Here is a 21,090-nt window from a genome sequence, read left to right as displayed (position 1 = left end):
TTTAGGTGATTAGTACTTGATCCAGTTGTTACGTTTCATCCAGTCAAACAAAGGCTCCATCCATCCGGGATGATGAAAAATGAATCCATGATTGCCTTTGGGATAAATGTGCATTTCTACTTCCACCTTTTCACGCCGTAACGCTTCAAAATAGGCAATGCTATTGTCTACATCTACCACTTTGTCATCAGCAGTGTGGGTAATATAGGCAGGAGGTGTATTTTTAGTAACCTGTAATTCATTGGAAAACAGTTTGACAGACTCAGTAGATGGATCTTTACCTAACAGATTGGTTTGGGAACCTTGATGCGTTAAGCTATCTCGCATACTGATCACCGGATAGACGAGGATCTGAAAGTCAGGGCGTAGGCTAATTTGTTCCGGATTATCGATCAGTGATTTTTCAAAGTGTGTAGCTTCTGTGGAGGCCAAATGACCTCCTGCTGAAAATCCCATGATCCCTATTTTGTGCGTATCTACTCCCCATTTACTGGCGTTTTCCCGAACAAACTTTATTGCTTGCTGCGCATCCTGTAGGGGACCAATCTTCTTGTCTGGCATAATTGAATCATTGGGAAGTCGATACTTTAGTACAAACGCTGCTATTCCACGCTTTACAAATTCCTTGGCTATATCAATGCCTTCGCCCTGATAGACTACTACACCATAACCACCTCCTGGAATAATCACTACACCTGTACCTGTTGCCTTGTCTTTTTCAGGAAGATAGACTTGTAGCGTAGGTTTGGTAATGCCCCGGATAATTCCGGAAGTTGCCCCAGTTTCGGTAACCTTTGAAGGCTTTGTATTAGGAATCTTGGCCGGATACAAAGGCAGTACCTGTTGTGCATTCACTATCGAAGTCCATCCGAGAAACAGACTTACCATGATAAAATGACGGCTATATCTAGTCAATGTAAGCGTAAGTGGATTTGTCATAGATTTGCTATTTTCACCTTCTTTTAAATAAGATTGCCTATCCTGCCAATGAAGTGTGGACTACATCTGAAACAAGCAAGAGAAGTGCTGTCTGTACTAATTTTAGATCTAACCACAACTAATCAACTTCCTTACTTGTATACCCCATTAGAGACAACATCTGAAAAGCATACCGCCTGCCCAGTTTACGACATCCTGCCGCATCAAAATGCAGATTGTCAGCGGCATCAGTGCAACCTTTTGAGGAAATTACATAAGAATTTGAAATCACCTCAGAAAGGGTAGCAATGATTTTATTCATAGATGCACATCTGCCACCCTGATCTTCATGCACAGTTTCACCAGCCAATAAGGGTACCTTCGTTTGGTCTAACTTCAAATCCTTTATCAGGTTATCATACACAATTTTTACTTTTTTGGTCCATAGTGTATCATTGGTATTGGACTCACCCTGATGTAGCAAAATACCTTTAATTATGCCATCTTTTTGTGCCAGCCTTGCCATATCAATGAGGCGCTGGTAGGGATTGCCATCATATTCTTTTACCATGTTAAGCATCCAGTCAGGGGCAGTAGCGAGGTAGTTTTGGTAACTATCTTTGTCAAACAATTCTATTTTACATCCGCCAATAGCTACGTTAATCACACCCACTTTAACTTTTTCGGGTAGATGAGCTGTCATTGTTCTGCCAAAGTAGTCGGCTGGACTTAGTCCGGTACGGCAACGACACAAAGGAGGCACTGCCGGATACCACTTGCCTTTTACTCGTCCGAGGTTGGGGCAATCCACAGCTTCGAGCACGACAAACCGATTGTCTGCCACAGTGTCCTGTGGTTCAAATGGCGGGTTCCCCTCCATATTGGATTGTCCCAAACAGAGATAAATATGAAAATCAGGATTTTGAGAAAATCCGTCTACTACCCAAAAGAGTAGGATTGCTATCAGTATAAGCCTAAGATACGGTTTCATCTGTTTACTGAATTGCACTTTTATTTTGTATATATGGAATCGTTTCCTGCGTATTTTAAATACTTGAAAGAAGCTTTATTATCTGTTTTCTCACCAGAAGAGGTTGCATACATTCCATACAAACACCCTACAAAACCACCTGCTTCTTTTGTACTTACAAACTTGGCATCTACCTTATCTTTTACCACTGACCAGCTTTCCGCATCTGTTGAGAAATAGAAACTATAGTTTTCTCCTTCAGAGACAATTCGGAGTCCTGTCTTTTTGGTCTGCATAGAAAGTGGAATTTCTGCCAGCAGTTGCATGGCTTTCTCTTTTGGGGTGCTTTTATAGAGTTCAATAACCGGTTTCTGATTTTGATTAAGAGACTGACACAAGAAATAGAAGTGATCTTCGCTCTGGAAAATCAGCAAACCTGCTTTTTCACTGGAAGAACGGGCAGCAAAGCTTAACTCTGTTTCTACACTGGAATACAAATGCTGTTGTCGTTTGCCAATAAAGGAAGGATTGGCAAAATCCATACACGTTTCCGGTTTTAGTTTTAGTGTTAAGCCATTCTGTTTGGATAAGGAAAAAGAACTGCTGTCGATCGTGCGCATAAACAATAACGCAGGATCAAGCTTTTTATCAAAGGTTAGCGTATAGTGAAAGTTACCCGATTGAGGTAAAGCGCTAGGCTGTTTGACCTCCTTGTAGTTTGCAGTATAAGAATACTTTACCTCTTTGTTATCAGGATTGATAATTGGCCAATCCTCTTTCCATTCCACTGGTGCTATGAATGTTTCGCGGCCTGTATTGTAATAATCTCCAGTGTAGGGCCTTACAGCCAGAAAAATTGCATAGGTTTTTCCATCGGGCCCTTCAACAAACTGTGCATGTCCGGTAGAGGTAACAGGATCTTTACGGTCTTGAGGGAGATCTCTTTGGGTTAGAATTGGATTGTGCTCATACGGTACATACGGCCCCCACACAGACTTGCTCCGAAAAACTACTTGTGAATGGTTTACAGAAGTTCCTCCTTCCGCTGCATAGAGATAATACCAGTTATTACGTTTTAGAATATGGGGACCTTCAATCCAGACAGGTTTTTTGCTGATATCAACTCCTCCATTCACCAATTGTTTTTCTTCTCCAATAACTTTCAGGCTTACCGGATCAAATTCATACATACGAATCGTTCGATGGCCTGAGTATAAGGGCTTGTTATCAGGTGCATCACTGTTATAGATGATATAAGCCTTGCCTGTTTCTTCAAAATACAAGGAAGGATCAATACCCCGTACCTGTGGAATTCGTACCGGATTACTCCAAGGCCCTGCCGGATTTTTGGCAGTCACTACAAAGTTGCCATCATGATCAATATCGGTGCAGGTAACATAATAGGTTCCTTTGTAATAGCTGATAGCAGGTGCAAACAGACCACGAGTCAATCGTTCACCCATAAAGTCCATTTGGGAAGGTCTGTCAATGACATTGCCAATTTGCTTCCAGTTTTTCAGGTCCTGGCTTTGGAACACTGGGATTCCCGGAAAATAAGAGAACGTGGAATTGATAAGATAATAGTTCGTTCCAACCTTAACAATACTAGGGTCCGGATAAAAACCTGTCAGAATGGGATTGGTCAGTGTAATAGACTGGGCCTGCATAGAATAGCTGAGAAAAAGTGTTAACAGGCCAGAGACTAAATGCAGTAAGGTACGTCGTATTTTTTGCATGGATAGAAAAAGTGGATTGTCAGGTTTAGGTTTGTAGTATTAGCAAATTAACCCTTGCTGCATGTGTCTTACCATGTATTGATACGTGTGAGATTGACACATAAAGCAAAGGGTACAAAATTACACTGTTTTCCGAGGAAAGCTAGGAAATGTTATAGAAATTGTAGTTCAAATAATATTTATTAGTTTGATTTAGAAAGTACAAGGATAGATAGTGTTGTCAGAGTGCTAGGAGAGGCTTGAAGCAAATTCCTACTCTATATTATTATTGATTAGAGTGCCAGATGAGTTTGAACATACACTGTTTAAACTCGAAGGGAGGGAACATCTATAAGCAATGGTAGAAAACATATCATTGTACTCTTGTTCAGATAACTCAGGATTGTTTTTCAAATGTATACTCAGCATACAATGTCTGACCAGGTGCATTGACTTTCTATGCTTAGGATGCGAATGACTCCACCTCTGACAAAAGATTCCAGAGGGTATCTGGGCATTACAAATCCATTCTTCCTGTGGAAATTCATTGCCGTATTCTGGTTGAAAGGATAGCCTGAGATTTCTTGTATACATAGTCAGATTTTAATTAAGATAACCCCAGATAAAGAAAACTATAAATCATAATACTGCTTGTACCTAAACAGATACAAGCAGTGGCACCATCCTCTTTATTTATTGATTTATCAATATCCGGTATTCTGAGTAAATGCAGGTCCTTCTACAACCCGGTCAATCTGAGATTGTGGAATAGGACGGAGCATATGAAAATCCTGTATATACTGTCCTGCTTCCGGATTCCAGGCTTTCACACGTCTTACCAGTGAACGGGTGCGTACCAAATCAAGCCATCGTTGCCACTCCCCAAAAAACTCGCGGCTTCTCTCATCGAGAATAAAGTCAACTGTTACATCAGCAGCTGTAATAGTCATTGCTTCCGCAGCTGCTTCATTTTGGGCTGTAGTGTTGGTTTTCCGGAATGCAGCTCTTTTTCGTATTACATTAATCAAGTCAGCAGCTTTGCCTGCATTACCTGCTTTCAGGTAAGCTTCTGCACCTGTCAGATAAACATCTGCGAAACGATACAATACACACGGACGAGTAGATGGGTCGTTAAAATTGGCACCCCGACTTGGGTCCATATGTTTTTTAACAGCAGGAAAGATGTCACTCTTCCATAGACTAGGAGGCACTACAATTCCTTTGAAAGGTCGGGTTCCGACAAATTGAGGTGCACCAGCTACTTCATAATCAGGTAACCAAACAGCAGTATCTACTCCTACTTTTGTCGTGAAACCAATCCCCCTCTCATTATGATCTGCTGTCGCACTTACAGTTATGGAAGTATTGCTGATATACACATCATAAAATGTTTTGGCATAGCGAGAGTCAATATCTCTGTTGGCGAATGCCTGATCCAGAAAATAATTTTTGCCTGCATTGTCACCAGAAGGCCATTTGTAACTATTAGGGCGCAAACGTTGATACGGACGACCATAGTAAGAGTCACGAATCATACCTGAAGTGCCATTATTAACCAAATTGCCAGAGGCATTTTTGTAGGAGTTGACTCCGCTGTTGTTCGGATAGTTCCAGTTGGTAAACCAGGGAGTAAGATTTTGTGCTGCTCCTCCGCCAGCAGCTCCACCTACCGTATAATAGCCATATTTAGGATCCAGCATATGATCACTGACAAACATAGTCTCTTTTCCATAATCATTAGCAGGCACAAATGCATCGCCATAATCCTGCCATAAATCCAGATCGTAATTCGATTTATTGGCAATGATATCATCACAAAGAGTTGCGGCCTGTTCAAAATCTGACTGGGTATTGTTAAGCCAGCCACGGGTGAGATAAGCCTTCGCCAGTAACAACTGGGCTACAGGTTTGGTAGCAGCTTTACCCAAAAAAGGAGTAGTCGGTTTGTCTGGTAAATCAGCAGCGGCTTCAGTCAGATCTTTGATAATAAGTTCATATACTTCCGCTACAGGTTGCCGTGAAGCAGCCTGAGAAGGTGCAGTAATGAATTCGGTATGCAGAGGTACATCACCAAACGTTTGTACCAGATAGAAATACCAGAAGCCTCTTAAAAACTTAGCCTGGGCCAGGTATTGTTTTCGTGTAGCTTCAGGTACATCAATGCTTTGGCCATATTGCAATACTCCGTTGATTGTGTTAATATCCTGAAATGCTATTCCCCAGGCAGACCCGAAGTTGCTTCCATTCAGGCCATTATAGTTAAAAACTGGACCACTGCCGCTGGCACCCGTCAGGAATTCATCTGTACCGGCCTGCATTTCCATAGTAAATCCCTCAGTTCCCCATTGTGACCGTATGTCATTATACACTCCTGCAATGCCACCCAGCACTCCTGCCGGACTGTTAAAAAAGGAAGGGACAATCTGAGACTGGGGTTTTTCATCCAGGATGCTTTCACAACCGGGACTAAACACAAGTGCTGCCGTAAGTATAAGTAGTGCTTTAATAGGTTTCATTTCTACTAATAATTTTCCAGGTTAGAATTTGATATTTAAACCAAGTGTATATTGTCTGACAGGAGGATTGTTCATGTTTACACCAATCTGACGGCCAGGAACGCCTGTTTCGCTTGCGCCAGTCGGGCTAACAGTAGCATCCTGAGCATAGCTGTTACCTTCCGGGTCCAGTACCAGTTTATCTCTAACCAAAGGTGAGTATACAATGAACGGATTCGTTAGATTCACATATAATCTTGCAGAGCTTGCACCGATTTTATTGATTATGCGACTTGAAAAGGTATATCCCAGATTGATGCTTCGGCATTTGATGAATGATCCATCATAATATCCCAGTGTTGAACCGAAAAAGGCAACCGCATTAGCTGCATCTGGTGCAGGAAAGGCATTGGTCGGGTTATCCTCTGTCCAGTAATCTACCTTCATTTGGTTCACACGGCTTTGGTTAAAGAAGGCAAAACCTCCTGCACCTGTAGAGTTACCTGTCAGGTAAGGCACCAATACCTTCATTCCCATCCGGGCATATAGAACAATAGAGGCATCAAAGTTTTTGTAGCTAAACCGATTGGTGAAACCTCCTTCCCATTTAGGTTGAAAATTTCCAATGATCTGACGATCTTTGGCATCGATCTTATTGTCACCATTTATATCCTCAACTCTGATTTGTCCCGGATACTGAACGGGCGAGGTTTGTTTGGCCAATGTACCGTCTTCAGCATCTTTTGTTTGCCAGATCCCAATCTTTTTGTAGTCATAAATAACTGTCAGTGGCTGACCTACAAACCAGCCTGCACCTACGTTTGACTGCTCCTGTGGCGTAGTAAGCTGAGTGATTTTTTCACGGTTAAAGAAATAGGTAACATCTGCACTCCAGTTAAATCCATTGGGATTCTTGAGAATTTCAAAGGTCAGTGATGTTTCCAAACCTTTACCTTCTGTCTTTCCAAGATTTTTTAAGGTAGATCCCGCTCCGTTACTAGGAGGAAGTGGAACTGATAAAAGAATGTCCTTTGTTTTCTGATGATAGTAATCTACTGAACCCGTAACGCGGTTATTGAACAAGCCAAATTCCAGTCCAATATCTATCTGTGAAGTAGATTGCCAACCCAGGCCAGTAGCTGGAAGGCTGGTTACTGTATAGGCTAGTTGTTGTCCTGGGGTGCTAGTACCAAAGTTGTAATATCCTGTCGATAATGCGCCCAGAGTCGCATAGGCTCCCACGTTTCTGTTTCCTGAAATACCCCAACCTCCTCTTAATTTCAGGTTGGAAATAAATCGCACACCCTTCATAAAATTCTCATCACTGATATTCCATCCTAAACCAATGGATGGGTAGTTGAAATACTGATTGCCTTTGGAAAGTGTAGAGGAACCATCCCTTCTCATAGTAAGAGTTAACAGATACCGGTCATTGTAACTGTAGTTAAAGCGACCCATATAGGAAAGCAAACCAGTTTCTGCAAATGAATTACCAAAGTCTGAATTGGCAACAGGTTGTCCAGACGCAAGGGCAAAATTTCCTGTTTTAATATAATCGGCTGGAACCCCACGTACTGTAAAGCGGCTACCTAGTGAATGATTTTTTGTGATCTCATATAAGGCAGTAAATCCTATTTTATGTTTAGCCGCAATAACCTTATCATAGTATAACAGGTGCTGGAAGTTCAGATCCCAGTATTCCGTATTGCTGATTTCAGCACTGGATGAAGACTGAACAGTTGCCGTATTGAAATAGGTATTAGGGCCTGCGTATCCATTGTAATTGGATTGACTAAAGTTGATACCCGCATTGAAGCGATACCGTAGACCCTCTATGATATTTACCTCTCCATATAAACTGTTAAAGGTTCGAAGCGAGCGGGTACGTCCTAGGATGGCATCACTTCTGGTAATAATAGTCATTGGGTTTATCTGTGCCGCGTCAATGGAGCCTGCAGCAGGATTTATATTTAAAGTGCCATCCGTATTGTATACTGGTGCCAATGGTGTTAACCGTACCAATCCTGAAGGAATACCACCACCACCTGGGTTATTCTGATAGGTAACATTATTCAGCGTATTTAATCCAATCTTAACATGCTTGCCAATTTTCTGATCAATGGTTGCACGCAGGGAATATCTTTCAAAGTTCTGATTGGGAATAATGCCTGTTTCACGAAAATATCCTGCTCCCAGAGCATATTGGGTATTTTCTGCTCCTCCCTGCAAACTTAGCTGATGATTGGTCATATACCCTTGTTTGTAGATCAGATCTTGCCAGTCAGTAGAAATACCGGCCGCTAGTGCATCTTTTTCTGCCTGTGTTAGTAGATACCCTGATGTTCCAGGGTTGGTGCGGTTGTATTTGGCTGCATCTTCTTTGAAGCGGGCATATTCTTCGCCATTCATGATATTATACTTACCATAAATACTGGTTACTCCATGATAGCCATCATAACTTAACACAGGCTTACCTACTTTACCCCGTTTGGTTGTAATTAATATTACACCGCCAGCCCCTCTGGAGCCATAAATAGCAGTAGCAGAAGCATCTTTCAGGATCTCAAGACTGGCAATGTCATCCGGGTTGATGTCATTCAGTCCTCCATACGGAATTCCGTCTACCACAACCAACGGTCCATCCAGTGCATCACTGGAGCCTTGGTTAGTTGTCAACGTCCGGTTTCCGCGAATACGGATTTGGCCTTGTGAGCCAGGAGTTGAGCCATTGCTTATAATTGATACACCTGCAGCACGACCTTTTAACTGGTTTATCAGATTGGGTGCAGGTACTTCTTTGAGAGTAGCTTCACTGACAGAGGTCACTGCTCCGGTAACATCACGCTTTCGCTGAGAGCCATAGCCAACTACTACCACTTCATCCAGCGTTTTCAGATCTGGAACCAGCGTAACATTGACCACTTGTTTGGCTCCTACAGGTACTTCCTCAGTCACATAACCGATCATTGAAAAGACCAGCACTGCCTGAGCATTTTCTTCAATCCCAATCTTGTAGTTTCCCTTCTCATCCGTAACTGTTCCACGAGTAGTTGATTTTACCTGAACTGACACTCCTGGCAGTCCTTCTCCTTTATCGTCTGTAACCTGACCAGTGATTTGTATTTCGAATGGTTTAACTTTCTGACTATTCTTTGAGAGAAATGTTCCTTCTTCTGTATGAGGAAGATTATTTCCAGGGCTGAATGATCGATATGTGTGCCCATTGGAGGGAGGATTTGTTGTTCTCCCCAAAACATGGGATATAGGGCTCACTGAAAATAATAGTAAAAATGACAGACTACTCATTTTTACTATTCTGAATCGATGATTTCGTTTTCGTAAAAGATACTGCATAGATTATTAATTTTCGTTTCAAGTGTTATTTTTTCAAATACTATCCTACCAACTAAAAAGGTCTTTTCATTGCTATAAAAAGTAACTCACCATTTTATAGTTGATGCGTCAGAAAAGTTGAAGAAGAAATACATTTATCATAAAACTTATCTTATTGTGAACCGGTGAACCTACCAATACTATGATTGAAGCATATCTAGTTTATATATTTTTAAGGAGCTGGATTGATGAAATAAGTAGAAATGTGTTGCTTGGTTTTGTTAAATTATTTCATGGAATTACACTAATATTCTTACAAACATCTCATTTTTTGCCACAGAAGAGTATAATTATTTGGTCAAATACTATAACAAATGATGTAAAGAGGAGGGAAATTAGCTAAAGTGGTATGTTTTCAGCTCGACTTAGTGTGTGAATAAATTTCTGATGGATTATTCTCTCCACTATCTTAATCTAGATCATTCAACTGCTTACTTTAGTTGAGTTAAAAAGTAGTATGCAGAGAATGCAACAAAGTCTATAACTATAGTACAGTTATTTGTATTATCGTAAAGTTAGTCCTTACTTAGAGCTTATAAAAAGAAGGAAGTACACTTACTATGGAAAAGATATTGACAGAACAGCGCAACATAAGACTAATTCCTTCTTCTTTTACTTCGCTAAGTTGCTTTGCTGTGGAGCATAGTTTGTTTCACTAAATGACACGATTGGTAGTAGCATCACAAAAGGTTTGCTCATTATTTACGTCATTCAGTAACTTGCGGTGAATTCCGATCAGATTTTGTTTTTGCTGTGAGTTATGCGCAACAGAAAAAATGATCAGAATACTGATCAAAATAAAAAATGCGATGAGTTATGCACAACATAAAAAGTGATCAGAGTTTTATTCAAATGCAAATGTGCACTGAATAAAATGCAAGTTGCTCATTGCTCAGACAATTTGCATTTCCTTCACGAAAAATCTGTTGCGGTAAACTATATGCATAAAAACAGCTAGTAAATGCTACCGCCTTTTGCTAAAATTTGAGATGACTTATGGTTTGTTAAAATATCTACCTATTTTGAGGTAGATATTTTAAGAGGCTTTAAGATATTCGGAAGGTGGCTTTCCATAATGTTCCTTAAAGCTTTTGGTAAAATAGGCTGGAGAGGTAAATCCAGTCAGATAGGCTATTTCTGCCAGTGAATGTTTTTTGGTTTCCATAAGCTTTAGTGCTTCTTTGAGCCGAATAATTCGTATAAACTCAATAACAGAAGTTCCTGTTAATGCTTTTAGCTTGCGGTACATGTTGCTTCGACTCAGATTAACCGACTCGGCCAATCCTTCTACACTCAGGTTACTGTCTGTTAGGTTTTGTAAGATGTACCCTATTACCTTTTGTAAAAACTGTTCATCGAGTTCATTGTCTGCTAACCGATTTGGTCTCAGATATACATCCTGACTGAAATGTGCATATAGTTCCCGTCGGGAATGAATCAGCTGATGGATTTGTACAAGGAGAAGTTGCGTATTAAATGGTTTGGTTACATATACATCCGCACCATTTTCAACTCCTGCAATCTGATCGCTGACAGATGTTTTAGCTGTGAGTAACAGGACTGGGATATGAGAAATGCGCATGTCTGTTTTCACTTTCTGACACAAGTCAATCCCCCCACAGCGTGGCATGAGAATATCGCTTATAATTAAATCCGGAATTTGTTCCGTCGCTAGGCGAAAGCCAGCTTCCCCATCTGCGGCTTCCAGTACCCGATACTCTTCTGAAAGAATTGAAGCCATATATTTCCTCAGAGCCGAGTTATCCTCTACAATCAGGATAACAGGTGCCTGAACTGAAGTATTTCGAGTAGATGTCATACTCGACAGAGGGATAATCCGGGAGGAGTTAATCTCTGGTGCCTTTGGGAGTTCAGATGCCATCTCAGTGATAAAACTATCTGAATTACCTCGAATTTGATCTATGCTATTTGTTATAATCTCATCGGCTTCAAAATGCGAATTTCCTAACGGCAACAAAACTTCAAAACAAGTTTTGATCCCTTTTTCACTACTTACCTGAATAATTCCATGATGTAGTTCGACGAGGTTTTTGACAAGCGCCAGTCCAATGCCTGTACCAGTATTGTATTGTGTTTCATCTTCCGGACTCTGAAAGAAGCGATCAAAAATTTTGCCGATATATTCCTTTCCAATGCCACTTCCATTGTCAGCTACCCAAAGCCTGATATGTCCAGGTGAATAGGATAGAGGATGATTACTATCTACCAGATCAACTTTTGTCTGAGTTAGCTCAACTCCTACCTGAATTGTCCCTCCTTCCGGAGTATACTTAAATGCATTAGATATCAGGTTAAGGACGATCTTCTCCATTTTGTTTTTGTCAAACCAGACTTCAATTGTCTGGGTCGGATATACAAACTGATAATCAATTTGCCGTTGGCGGGCTTGTTCTGCAAAGAGAGTATACCATGCCTGAGTGCATCGGCAAATGTCTTCTTTCTGGACACGTATCTTCAGTTTACTCTCTTCCAGTTTGGAAAAATCCATTAGTTCATTGACTAGTCCATTTAGCCGTTCAGCATGTGTGTAAACCAATCTTATCTTGTCTTTTACTTCTCCTTCTACCTGGTCATGAGAAATAATCTGCTCCAATGGTGAGAGAATCAGCGTCAGAGGCGTTCGCAATTCGTGAGAAACATTGGTAAAGAATTGTTCCTTCATCCGATTCAACTCTTCCTGTTTGGCATGGGTAAGTTGCTCCATTTCTAATTTTTGTGCCTGGGCTATCTGATTCATTTTTAGCTTTATGAATGTCCAAAGCAAAGCAGAGAACAATAATATATAGAGCATATATGCCCATTTGGTTGCCCAAATAGGAGGAAGGATAGTGATTTGCAAAGTAGTAGGTGTCTTATTCCATATGCCTTCATTATTAGATCCTTTTACCTTAAAAAGGTAGGTACCAGCATCCAGATTTGTATAGGTAGCCATACGTTGGGTACCTACCTGATTCCATTCCTTGTCAAATCCTTCCAGCATATAGGCATACTGATTTTTGGAGGAATGTGTAAAATTGAGGGCTACAAATTCGATAGAAAAGGAAGTTTGCTTATGGGTAAGGGTGATATGTGTAGTTTCAGAGATACTTTTCTCCAGAGGAGACCCTGGCTGTCCGATTTTTGCTGGAGTGTTAAATAGGTTAAATCCTGTAATGTATACAGGAGGAACTATGTGATTGGTTGTCATTCGGGTTGGTAAAAAAGAACTTATACCATTGTTGCCTCCCAAAAAAAACTCTCCATTACTCATCTGAATAAAGGCATTGGGATAGAACTCATTGGTTACGAGCCCATCTTCCTTAAAGTAGTTTTTAAAGAAGTTTTTGGAAGGATTGAACATAGACAATCCTTTATTGGTACTAATCCACAAATTTCCTGCTGGATCTTCAACAATCCCTCTGATTATGCTACCAGGTAGTCCATTTTCTTTGGTAAAAACGGTAAAACTGCCACTTTCAGGATGAAACAGATTCAAATCATCCATTGTACCAATCCATAAATTTCCTTTATAATCTTCAAATAATGTGTTGATAGCAAAAGAACTTCCTCCTTTTCGAGGATCAGCATTATATAAATATTCGTGAAACGAATACTTGCCTTCCTTTTCTTGTTTCATGCAAATTAATCCATACAAAGTTCCGACCCAGAGTTGCCCTAGTCGATCCTGCAAAATAGCACTTACATAAGCCGATTTATTCAGATGCGTTTTATTACTCTCATCCAACACCTGTACGAAACAATCTTTATCTGGTTTGTAGACAAACAATCCGTTTCCGGAAGTGCCTGCCCAAATCTGTCCTACCTTGTCTTCATAGAGAGTACTGATATTGTATCGTTTGTTTTTCAGTACTCCATCAAACCGATAATTGTTAAGTCTAGTACCATTCTTGGTATAATGATCTACTCCAGCACCCCAACTACCTATCCATAAGGTATGCCGGGAGTCATATAAAATTGACAGAATGGCTTTGCTGGATAAAGAGGCATTCACAACCGGTTCTGTGAATTGCCGGTTTTGTGTATTAAAATAATTGATACCCCCTCCATCTGTGGCAATCCACAAATTCCCAGTTTCATCTTCTGCAAACGACCTAACCTGATTGTTTACCAGTGTTTGCTTGCTAAAAGCATTGCGTTGATACGATTGAAACTTCTCTGCATGGGCATCATAAATGTTTAATCCCTTGTAATAAGTTCCTATCCAGAGCAATCCATTGTTATCTTCATAAAGTGACCAGATCGAGTTACTGCTTAGACTCTGTGGGTTACCTTCTTCTGATTTATATTGAACAAACTTATCTGATTCTGGCAGGAGATAGTTCAGTCCACCGTTTTCAGTGCCAACCCAAAGTCCTCCCTTTTGATCCAATAAAAGAGAAAGTACAATATCATTGCTGAGAGAGCCCATCAGTTTGTTTTTTCTGAAATGTTGGAAACAATATGTATTCTGTTTTTTCACTAGTTTGTTTAACCCTCCTCCATAAGTACCAATCCATATGGCACCCTGAGCATCTATTGCCAAACTGCTGATCGCATTATTACTTAACTTAGAGGATAGATTAGCATCAGACACAAAATGAGTGAATTGTTTACTCTTAGCCTCTAATCTATCCAATCCATCACGGGTGCCAATCCATAGATTGCCTTCACGATCAGCAATAATAGCCTTTACAAAGTCAGAGCAAATAGAGTGTGGATTGGATGGATTATGCGTAAAGTGAGTGAGCTTACTAGTACGTTGATCATACATAAACAAACCATCTCCTGCTGTGCCAATCCAGATATTATCTTTTTGGTCACAGAATAAGGCTCTCACATTTAAGGTATCCGTTCTGCCTAGACCAGGTACAAGTTCAAAACGGTCTTTATCTTTATTATAAATGTTTAGTCCATTGCTGGTACCTACCCACAGTTTGTGGGATTTGTCTTCTATAATAGCTCCAATTACGTTATGACTGATAGTTCGTGTACCGGCCAGATTGTGTTCATAAACAACAAAATCAGATCCGTCATATCGGTTCAATCCACTATAAGTGCCAATCCACATATACCCTTTGTAATCTTTCAGCATACAGGTAATGACTTGATTGGATAATCCTTCCTGTAATGACTGAAATGTAATGTGAGGATCTACTTTTGCCATCACAATATGACAAATTAATAAAGACACTATCCAAAGGATTACTTTGGGTATATACTTAAATAACAAGTCATAGATCGAATTGAGCATATTAACTGATAGATAAAGAGTAGGTTTGTAAATCTATAAGAGCTGAAAGACTTACAAGTGAATATGTGTGCAAGTGACACATAAAATAAGTAATGTAAATATAGGCTTTTTATAATTAACTGTAAATAGTCCTATAAAATATTATCCTGATAATATTTTATAGGATAACATGAGTCATCCTAAATCTAGATTACTGGTTGATCAGATTGAGGGTATAGAGGATCTGAAACAGAAAAACTAAGGCCATTTGGGTTTGATATAGCAGTACAGCTATATAGTTATACCGCTTTCCTGTTCGATGAGAGCCCCAACTCAACAATTGTTGTTGAGTATCCAATTTGAGAATCGATAAGAGAAATCCATACATCAATCCAACCATTATCATCAGTTTAAGCCGATTCTCTCAAAACCACAATTGAGGAGATTCCATGGCTAATTCACTTTTATTGAAACGAAAAGCCTCTTCACTCATCTCTGATAGCTAGCCATTGTCTCTGATAAGCTGCAACTAGATCCCAGACTTGTTACTCATTGTCGATTGTCTGATCAGTCAATAATATCAGAGTTGCCTCTTACGTTTACGTCGGCAAACACGTAAGGTCAGTTTCTTTTCAGTTAAACTCTTTTCAGTTAAACTCTTTTCAGGTGAATGAGGTCAGGTGACTGTGCTGTAAAGGAGTTTAAGCGTATAGGTATTTTTGGTTTTCCGATCGGTAAATACTTTTTGATGCATGGCTTTCTGACCTACTGAATGCAAATATGCCTTTTTGAGTTTTCCTTTGGTATTGACTAGTTGACATAATGATCGCCAGCGTACTAGAAAATGCAACTGTTTGCTTACCAGTTACCCAACAAAGATAGTATTGCCAAATCCCCGATTCAGGACATAAGTAATAGCATCGGCAAGTTTATCTTTCAGGGTTTCAATAGCTTGTGATGAGTTGAGTGACATGTTTGCCCCGACTGGTCCAGAATTGAAATAGAACTAGACAGGGTGTATTCGTTAAGGTGATCAGTAAGATCGCGCTCCATTGCAGTCCAGCTATCTGCGCGGATATGCTGAATCGTTTTATCACAACATTTCTGATAAAAGCTAGGACGAATTCGGGTAACTCGTTTGGTTTTGGAACTACACATTGCACGCAAATGCTTGTTTTTCACGGTCTCATGCTTTTCTACCATACTATTATCCCACAAAGCAAATACTTGTTTTTCTCCTTTGGCCATTACTCTACCTGCGTAATGGCTTTCTCCAGCAAACAATCTTCCAGCAGTTGATGATCCCAGTCTCGATTTCGTAACAGATTACTGATGCGTTTAGTACCGGCGGGCTCCTGAAGCGAAAAAAGCAAATATTTGCCTAATTGAATTAAAAGTAAACCCTGCCGATGATGACGAAAACGAATCAAACACTGAAGCACTCCCAGAAAGGTTCGCACCAGCGAGCATCCAGCCGAGTGAGTAACTATTGGAGAATGGGTGGACTTATTGTTCCAGTTGGGCTGGATAGTGGTCTGCTAATTGCTTTACTTGCAGACAGACACTTGTCTTTCTTGTATAAGCCTTTGAAAATGAGTTGGACAGATTCGATACCCTACAAACTCTTTTTTCAGAAGGCTTATTGCTTTTTATAACCTGTTTCTGCTCAGCAACTAGCTTCTTATTCTGATGTGACAGAAGAGTTTGTCGAAGAGATGCGTAAGAGTCTCACTAAGTAAGTACGTTTGTATTTGAAAACATATATCTGGTCTGGATATTCGTTCAGGCTTTTTATTGTAAGAGAATACACAAATGAAAAATACTGAAAGAAGATTGGACTTTGGGTGTGCGGTGTTGAAGCCCTACGCCAAAGTCAAATCTGAAGTCAAATCAAATAATGAAGACCTTTCTTAACTCATAAATCATTTTGTTTGGTGGTTAGAGAAATGGAAAAATACTGCAAATAGGATACATTACTGATACATCGCTATTCCAGCCTTCAAACAGAAGGTAAAATAATGATCCATTTTGTGTGTACCGATGAAAGAGTCCAAAATTAAAAGTCCTACAGTTTTCTATACAGTAATCTGTTATTATGATGCTGCGAAGATAAAAACAGGAGCAAAAGAACACTGTTTGTCTCTGTCATACATAGAATAAGCTGTCTGTATGCCGTAATACTAAATGATTCATTGTATTTTGTTAATTTATCTTTACCAGAATGGTCAGGATGTAGCACTGTTTCCGGGTGGTCAGAAAGTTGCTGGAAGTTCTGCGAGCCTGTTCTCTCCCTTCCTCTATATAAATTAACTAATTAATGGTGGTGCTTAATTAGTAAGATGATGCAAATGTAGAGACTAATTTGTGATTTTCAAATCATTTCTCTACTTTTTCTGTAGAGATTATAAAAAGAATTTTTTAATGTAAAAAGAAATTACTTTTATAGGTAAATAAGTACGTGTAGCCAATGCTTAGTTTGTAATTATCTGTATATTAAGTATTTGTAAGTATTCTGTACTCCTAGTATAGGTGGTTTCTAGTGGTATAGATACTTGTAAAAATGCAGTATATCATGAATATCCTTATTAAATTAGGATATCTCTATAAAAAAAGTAGAGAATTGTTTGGATTTGTTTTTAGCGGCTTTAACTTTGTATCACAAATTTGTTAATCGTCAACTACTATCAGCTAGTAATGACTATAGATCCAATGTATGAAAAATAGGCATACAGAGCTTCCAATGACTTGTTGATGCATTCTTAGAGAGGCTTTATCTCTCCAACAAGTAATATACACGAAAAAAATATCAGCTGCTTCTTACACTATTTGAAGTATTTTCTACTCATCAGAAGATGCTGCCTATAGTTGTTGGGTTTGTATTGACTATAAAATCAGTTCGATTCAGAAGATAACAGAATTACTTTCGCTGAAAAGGAGAGGAGAGGTTATATACTTAAAAAACAATATTTTATGCATTCTATTTACTGCGGAACCTAAAACTGACATTGGAATACTTTAAAGAGATCGAGCTCTCATTAAAGAAATATACTATACAAAATTTCCCATGACACAAAAAAACTGGTAAGACGCAAATCTTACCAGCCTGAGCGAAGATCAGTATCGTAACGCCAATCACTCACTGATCCTCTGTTGGTTTTGGTCATGGGATACCCCTTAACCTTATAAACCGCTTAAAGATATGAAAACTTTTACAAGTAGTTTTCTGAGCGAAAAGCTATTTTCTAAAATTACACCTTCTTTACTTATTGTCACCTTACTTGGTGCCAATAACCTTCATGCCGGAACTATTAGATCTGGCACTACTTTTTTCGTGAAAACATCTGCTTCTCAAGCAGTTCCTATTGAAGGAAAGGTTACCGATGAAAAAGGCAACGGACTTCCCGGAATCACGATTCTTATCAAGGGTACCAGCAGCGGTACAACCACCGATGCAGATGGTAAGTTTGCTCTTGCTGTTCCGGATGAGAATGCTGTGCTGGTTCTCTCATATATTGGTTACAAAACAAAGGAAGTATCTGTTGGAAAGCAGAAAAACTTATCTATAGCGTTGGAGCCTGATACCAAACAACTCAGTGAAATTGTCATTGTGGGATATGGCACACAAGAACGTAAAAATCTGATTGGATCTGTAACCAAAGTAAACCCGGCTGAAACCAAGAGTATCCCCACGGGTAGCTTTGATGCCCAGCTACAGGGACAAGCTGCAGGTTTGCAGATAAACTCTAACACAGGTGTGCCTGGTGATGGTATCTTTATACGAGTAAGAGGTACTACTTCCATTAATGCAGGCAATGATCCATTGTATGTGGTGGACGGAGTATTTATAAACAATACCAGTTTACAAACGGTCAATACCGGAGGTAGAGCTACTTCGCCTATTGCCGATATCAATCCTGCTGACATTGAAAGTATTGAAGTATTAAAAGATGCATCTGCTACTGCAATCTATGGTTCCAGAGGTGCGAACGGTGTTGTGATTGTAACAACCAAACGTGGGAATTATAATGCAAAGCCACAATTGAACTTCAACCACTCACAGGGTTGGGCTTGGGCTCCTGAAAACAGATTGTGGAAACTGACCACAGGTCCTCAGCATGCGGAACTAATCAATGAATACTGGGTTAATTCAGGTATCGATAATCCTGCACTAAAGCAGACATATGAAAATCGACCTTTCCGGCCTAAGTCAGAAGGAGGACGAGGTTTGCCAGAAGAACAAAACACCTACGACCGACTACATGAGCTTTTCCGTACAGGACGTGTCGCAAACTATGATCTGTCTTTAAACGGGGGATCGAAAGCCACAAAATATTATATAGGAGGTGGTTATACCCGCCAGGAAGCGAACATTAAACCCATCTATTTTGAAAGAGCCAGCTTTAAAGTCAATCTGGATCAGCAGATCAATGATAAAGTACAGATTGGAGTGAGCAATACTCTTTCACGTTCATTCCGGAATCAGGCACGTGCAGGAGATGGTCCTCAGGGCGGATTGCTTCAATCAGCATTACATACCCCTACATATCTTCCTGAATACAACGAAGATAGTACACCTGCCAGATGGGCTGGATTTGATAACCTGAAAGTATTGCTGGATAATTATGATGTAAATACTGTCAGCTTACGTTACATCGGCAATTTGTATGCAGATATAGAACTTCTGCCTGGACTAAAGTTGCACAGCAGCTTTGGTATTGACTACAATCACTATGATGAGTCTGAATATTGGAACGACAAAACACAGTTGGGGGCTTCTCCAACCAATGGCCTGGCTACTTCGTCCCTGACACAAAACAGTACGTGGCTTAATGAGCAAACTCTTTCCTACCGGAAATCCTTTGGTACACAACATACCTTTGGAGCCCTTATCGGAAATTCACTACAAAGCAATGTGCAAAATAATACAGCTGCTCAGGGTAGCGGTTTTCCAAGCAATTCGTATAAACAGATTTCCTCAGCTTCTACACGTACTTCATCACAAAGCTGGACAAAAAGTACACTGGCCTCCTTCTTTGGGCGGGTAGATTACAACTATGCCAGTAAGTATTTTATCGAATTGAGTGTACGTGCTGACGGTTCTTCCCGCTTTGGGGCTAATAACCGTTGGGGTTATTTCCCGGCAATTGGGGCCGCTTGGAGAATCAAAGAAGAAAGTTTCCTGAAGGATATTGAGTTTATTAGTGATCTGAAGTTGCGTGGGAGCTATGGCATTACTGGTAACCAAAACGGCATCAACAACTTTGCTGCAAGAGGCCTATGGTCAGGAGAAGGTGGGTATCCGGATAACACTACAGGTGGAGATCTGGCCGGAACTGCCCCTCAACAGTTAGGAAATCCAAACCTGAGATGGGAAAAAACACGTCAGTTCAATGCCGGTCTGGATCTGGGCTTACTGAATGGACGTATTGGAGTAGAATTCAATGTATACTCCAAGTATACAACTGATGTGTTACTGGAAGAGCCTGTTCCTGCTATTACTGGCTTTAACTCCTACTACAGTAATATCGGTGAAATCAGCAATAAGGGATATGAACTGGCAATTACCAGTGAAAACATTCGCAAAGGAGATTTCAGCTGGAGAACTTCCTTTAATATATCCGGAAACGTAAATAAGATTGAAAAACTGCCTGTACCAATCAATATGTATAACCGTAACTGGGTACGTATGGAACAAGGACATTCCATGTATTCTTTCTGGCTTTACAAACAGGAATACGTAGATACACAAACAGGACAAGCTGTATTTCAGGATGTAAACACTGATGGTAGCATCACCGCATCTGATCGTCAGATTATAGGAAATGCAGTGCCTAAGTTTTTCGGAGGAGTATCCAATACTATTACCTACAAAGGGTTTGATGCAGGAATTATATTCTCCTATCAATATGGCAACAAGGTATTCAATCTGAACCGTTTCTTTGGTGAAGGCGGTGGAACCCGTGATGCAAACCGGGTATTGTTTGCCAGTCAGTTAAAACGTTGGCAGAAGCCGGGTGATGTAACAGATGTGCCACGTCTGACTAGCGTAGGCAATAACTATAAGTTGGAACAAAACAGCCGCTTCCTGGAAGATGGTTCATTCCTGAAGCTTTCTACAGTAACCGTAGGATATACACTACCTAAAGAATTGACAACCCGTGTCAGAATTGAGAAACTGAGACTCTATGTAACTGGTAGTAACCTTTTTATTGTCACAAAATACACGGGTGCTGATCCGGAATCTAATGTTACCAGCAGCCAGACTGTGCAAGGTCTTGACTTAGGAACTCCTCCTCAGCCACGTTCTATCCAGGTAGGAGTAAATGTTACGCTATAAACCTTAATTCTTGTTGCAAAACAGTGATTACC

9 protein-coding genes and 1 riboswitch are annotated in these 21,090 nt (G+C 40.1%); of the genes, 1 reads left to right on the top strand and 8 read right to left on the bottom strand.

Translation table 11 applies throughout. The annotated features are described in order from the left end of the window. Window positions 1–9: 9 nt before the first annotated feature. The 8 genes from QNI22_RS36445 to QNI22_RS36410 form a co-directional block, all read right to left on the bottom strand. Entirely contained in the window at window positions 10–888 is an 879-nt protein-coding gene (locus tag QNI22_RS36445; protein ID WP_314519231.1) for an alpha/beta hydrolase, read from the bottom strand. A gap of 169 nt (window positions 889–1,057) precedes the next feature. After that, the gene (locus QNI22_RS36440; RefSeq protein WP_314519085.1) at window positions 1,058–1,909 is read right to left on the bottom strand and encodes a sialate O-acetylesterase; all 852 of its coding nucleotides are present in this window, start codon (window positions 1,907–1,909) and stop codon (window positions 1,058–1,060) included. Window positions 1,910–1,929: 20 nt separating this feature from the next. Beyond that, window positions 1,930–3,624, bottom strand: a complete 1,695-nt coding sequence (locus QNI22_RS36435) for a glycoside hydrolase family 43 protein (RefSeq protein WP_419836266.1) — start codon at window positions 3,622–3,624, stop codon at window positions 1,930–1,932. Window positions 3,625–4,307: 683 nt separating this feature from the next. Then, a complete protein-coding gene (locus QNI22_RS36430; RefSeq protein WP_314519084.1) occupies window positions 4,308–6,119 on the bottom strand; it encodes a RagB/SusD family nutrient uptake outer membrane protein in 1,812 nt (603 codons plus the stop codon). Window positions 6,120–6,140: 21 nt separating this feature from the next. After that, window positions 6,141–9,452 carry a SusC/RagA family TonB-linked outer membrane protein gene (locus tag QNI22_RS36425; protein WP_314519082.1) on the bottom strand — a complete coding sequence of 1,104 codons (3,312 nt, stop codon included), beginning with the start codon at window positions 9,450–9,452 and terminating at the stop codon, window positions 6,141–6,143. A gap of 1,075 nt (window positions 9,453–10,527) precedes the next feature. Further along, window positions 10,528–14,682, bottom strand: a complete 4,155-nt coding sequence (locus tag QNI22_RS36420; protein WP_314519080.1) for a hybrid sensor histidine kinase/response regulator transcription factor — start codon at window positions 14,680–14,682, stop codon at window positions 10,528–10,530. A gap of 975 nt (window positions 14,683–15,657) precedes the next feature. Continuing rightward, window positions 15,658–15,969 carry a hypothetical protein gene (locus tag QNI22_RS36415; RefSeq protein ID WP_314519078.1) on the bottom strand — a complete coding sequence of 104 codons (312 nt, stop codon included), beginning with the start codon at window positions 15,967–15,969 and terminating at the stop codon, window positions 15,658–15,660. Beyond that, the gene (locus tag QNI22_RS36410; RefSeq protein WP_314519076.1) at window positions 15,969–16,163 is read right to left on the bottom strand and encodes a hypothetical protein; all 195 of its coding nucleotides are present in this window, start codon (window positions 16,161–16,163) and stop codon (window positions 15,969–15,971) included. The genes QNI22_RS36415 and QNI22_RS36410 overlap by 1 nt, the downstream gene beginning before the upstream one ends. A 762-nt stretch (window positions 16,164–16,925) precedes the next feature. Beyond that, a riboswitch (SAM riboswitch) is annotated at window positions 16,926–17,029 on the bottom strand. Window positions 17,030–17,920: 891 nt separating this feature from the next. On the opposite strand from QNI22_RS36410, the gene QNI22_RS36405 reads away from it, so the two are divergent. After that, window positions 17,921–21,058 carry a SusC/RagA family TonB-linked outer membrane protein gene (locus QNI22_RS36405; RefSeq protein WP_314519074.1) on the top strand — a complete coding sequence of 1,046 codons (3,138 nt, stop codon included), beginning with the start codon at window positions 17,921–17,923 and terminating at the stop codon, window positions 21,056–21,058. Window positions 21,059–21,090 lie beyond the last annotated feature (32 nt).

The sequence above is a fragment of the Xanthocytophaga agilis genome, from assembly GCF_030068605.1.
GTDB classification, from domain to species: Bacteria; Bacteroidota; Bacteroidia; order Cytophagales; family 172606-1; genus Xanthocytophaga; species Xanthocytophaga agilis.
The sequence above is the reverse complement of the archived record's forward strand: the minus strand, read 5'-3'. Positions and strand labels throughout refer to the sequence as shown.

Bases quoted from the DNA above. Each gene is read 5' to 3' on its own strand.
- QNI22_RS36445 (WP_314519231.1), bottom strand. From the start codon at position 888: ATGGTAAGTCTGTTTCTCGGATGGACTTCGATAGTGAATGCACAACAG.
- QNI22_RS36440 (WP_314519085.1), bottom strand. From the start codon at position 1,909: ATGAAACCGTATCTTAGGCTTATACTGATAGCAATCCTACTCTTTTGG.
- QNI22_RS36435 (WP_419836266.1), bottom strand. From the start codon at position 3,624: ATGCAAAAAATACGACGTACCTTACTGCATTTAGTCTCTGGCCTGTTA.
- QNI22_RS36430 (WP_314519084.1), bottom strand. From the start codon at position 6,119: ATGAAACCTATTAAAGCACTACTTATACTTACGGCAGCACTTGTGTTT.
- QNI22_RS36425 (WP_314519082.1), bottom strand. From the start codon at position 9,452: ATGCAGTATCTTTTACGAAAACGAAATCATCGATTCAGAATAGTAAAA.
- QNI22_RS36415 (WP_314519078.1), bottom strand. From the start codon at position 15,969: ATGGCCAAAGGAGAAAAACAAGTATTTGCTTTGTGGGATAATAGTATG.
- QNI22_RS36405 (WP_314519074.1), top strand. From the start codon at position 17,921: ATGAAAACTTTTACAAGTAGTTTTCTGAGCGAAAAGCTATTTTCTAAA.